This is a genomic window from Acidimicrobiia bacterium (genome assembly GCA_016650365.1).
Taxonomy (GTDB): domain Bacteria; phylum Actinomycetota; class Acidimicrobiia; order Spongiisociales; family JAENVV01; genus JAENVV01.
On the sequence record JAENVV010000008.1, the window covers coordinates 1 to 2,632 of the forward strand.

Annotated in this window: 3 protein-coding genes; all 3 read right to left on the minus strand. The window is 61.2% G+C overall.

What is annotated here, in order from left to right; genetic code table 11:
* Nucleotides 1-708: 708 nt before the first annotated feature.
* A complete protein-coding gene (locus JJE47_00695) occupies nucleotides 709-1,032 on the minus strand; it encodes a hypothetical protein (protein MBK5265928.1) in 324 nt (107 codons plus the stop codon).
* Between the two features lie 97 nt (nucleotides 1,033-1,129).
* The gene (locus JJE47_00700; protein MBK5265929.1) at nucleotides 1,130-1,693 is read right to left on the minus strand and encodes an RpiB/LacA/LacB family sugar-phosphate isomerase; all 564 of its coding nucleotides are present in this window, start codon (nucleotides 1,691-1,693) and stop codon (nucleotides 1,130-1,132) included.
* A partial coding sequence (locus JJE47_00705; GenBank protein ID MBK5265930.1) for an ABC transporter permease occupies nucleotides 1,690-2,632 on the minus strand: 943 nt, incomplete at its 5' end. The genes JJE47_00700 and JJE47_00705, both read right to left, overlap by 4 nt.

Consider the following 2,632-nt stretch of genomic DNA (forward strand, 5'->3'; position numbering starts at 1 on the left):
CCTCAACGATCCTGCGACCGGTGTCGATCACCAAACGTGCTGCCTCACGCCGATACGCCGGGGAATACGACTTCCGTTTCGCCCCCATGAGGGCCATCCTTCCTCGACCAGCCCTCTCACCAGGCCGGACTCATCGGGATGTCCACCAAACGGGGTCAACCTCAAACGGTCGCGGCTCTCCCGAAATTGGACCTTCCCAAGGTTTCTATTCGCTTGATCGCGAGACGCACAAGCGAACCCTGGCCACCAGGACTTCCCTGCGACAAGGGACGATGGAGGAGGTCTGCACACCCGACCGACAAAAGCGCGCTCCGGGGGTTGAGCGCCAGCTGTTCGGTGACGTCTCCCCTCGTCGCAGGACTACACACCCGAACACACGCGTCACGTCTCGCCAGCTCACTCATTCCGGAGTCACAGCACAGCCCAGAACAACAACTTCTCCGAGGGGTGTGCTTCCCCATGCACTCCAGGGTCTCCAAGCAGGTCGAACACTGTCTTGACGGCGAGTCATTAGCTGCGTCCTCAGCTTCGTGTACGTCGCGATCTACAGGAACAACCACCGCCACCCGATTACGACGGTCGATCACGTCATCGGCCCGATCATGTGGGCGAACATGCATAATCTGAACAGGCTCAATCCGACACGCCTTCGGACCGCCCGCCTGAGCCAGCATGGAGGCGGGCCGCGAAGGATCTTTACTGGGAGTTCTACGAATAGGAAGAGAGACGATGTGGAACGTCATCGTCCCGAATGATCCGCTCTAGCTCATAGGATCGCTCCCCAGCCCAGGTCAAGGCCAGGACCTCGAGGATGTCCGATCGCTCTGGTGCTCCCAGCCGGGCAAGCAGTAGAGGGATGTGAGCCGCCTCCACGGTGATCCAGTATTCGTACTCGCCGTCCGGGGACACCAGGCTGGTTCCTGGCCCGAGGTCCTGGCCGGAGAGAACGAGATCGCCCTCTCCGTCGACGGTTGCCGAGAGATACCGGCGGTCCTGACCAGTGATATCGGCACGCAATTCGATCGAGGTCATCGTTGGCATCCCTATCTGTTCAACTCGAGGAAGCGGCAAATCGCCTGAACTCATCCTCCCAGCAGCCCAACCGCAAATCCATTGACTCCACGATCCCCTAGTAGGCGAGTCCGCGTGGCTCGGGCCCCAGCTCAGCCTCTGCCGGGTTCTCTACGTTGAAGCCGTTGGCCTTGTAGGCCTCGTAGTCGAACTCCTCGCATTCGTCGTAACCGATCCTGTGGTAGTCGTAGAAGCCGTCCCAATCCTCGTAACCGTCTCCGAGTGAGCTCTCCAGGAACGCGTCCGCCATGGCTTCTGCCAGCCGGGGGGCCGTCCAGAACGCCCCCATCGCGAGCAGGTTCGCATTGTTGGCTGTGGCTGCTCTCTTGGCGGCCGGCAGCGTCTCCGCCAGGGCAGCGTGGACGTGCGGGCACTTACTGGCTGCGATGTGGATGCCCATTCCCGTCCCACAGAAGGCCAAGGCCTTCTCGAACTCGAATTCGGCGATCTTCGACCCGACGAGGAATCCGACCCGGTGGTACATGTCGGCCTTCTCGATCGTCGGGGTGAGATCTTCGACCGTCCAGCCGCGCTCGATGAGGTGCTTCTTCACGGCCTCTTTGAGGGGGAAGCCGGCGAAGTCGGCTCCGACGACGACATGCTTGTCCTTTGCGGTCTTCATTGGGCTTGTCCTTTTCCTTTGGCGATTCGGCTTGATGAGCGCTTCCCCGACAAGTGGTTGGCTGTAATCACAGCCAGCAGGACCCCGCCCCAGATCAGTGGCCGGTAGAAGTTGCTGATATTGGGGAACATATTGAGTCCGGAGGAGAGGATCTGCAGGATGCCGATGGCCAGTACAACCCCAAGCAGTCGCCCGGTGCCACCGTTGGGGTTGACCCCGCCGAGCACCACGATGAGGACGGCCAAAAGGGTGTAGGTGGAGCCGTAGTCGGCTTTGGCGGAGTTGTAGTTGGCGAGCATGACCAGGCCGGCGACGGATGCGTACAGCCCGGAGATCATATAGGTGCGCACGAGGAGGCTGAAGGTATTGAGGCCGCTGAACGTCGCAGATTTGGCATTGGTGCCGAGCATGTGGATCTTGGTGCCGAATGCCGTGTTGTTCATGAGGACCGCGATCAGGGCGGCGGCGATCACGAACACCACCAAGGGAACCGGGATCACTCCGAACATCTTTCCGGCGAAGGTCTGGCCATACATGGGAGGCAGGCCACTCTTGGGCTTCCCACCGGTGATCACGATGGCGATGCCGGTGAACAGTTCGAAGGTGCCTAGGGTCACCAGGATCGGCGGAATCTTGATCTTGGCGACGAGGAAACCGTTTAGTGCGCCCGCGGCGGTGCCGGCGACCAGTGCCGAGACGATCGCTAGGGCGATCGCCCCTGCGGAGGTGGCGGCGTCCGCACCTCGGGGAGCAAGACTCAGCATCACCACGGCGGCACCGATGGAGGTCATGTTGGCGATCCCGACAACCGAGAGGTCGATGCCACCGGTGATCATGGTCAGCATCACTCCCAGGGCCATCAACCCGAACTCCGGGAATTGGATGGCCATCGACTGCCAGGTCCTCAGGTTGAGGAAGGCGTCGGTCTTGACTACCGCG

What these genes read in the sequence shown, in the direction of transcription:
- JJE47_00695 (MBK5265928.1), bottom strand. Translation starts at nt 1,032, where the DNA reads ATGACCTCGATCGAATTGCGTGCCGATATCACTGGTCAGGACCGCCGG.
- JJE47_00700 (MBK5265929.1), bottom strand. Translation starts at nt 1,693, where the DNA reads ATGAAGACCGCAAAGGACAAGCATGTCGTCGTCGGAGCCGACTTCGCC.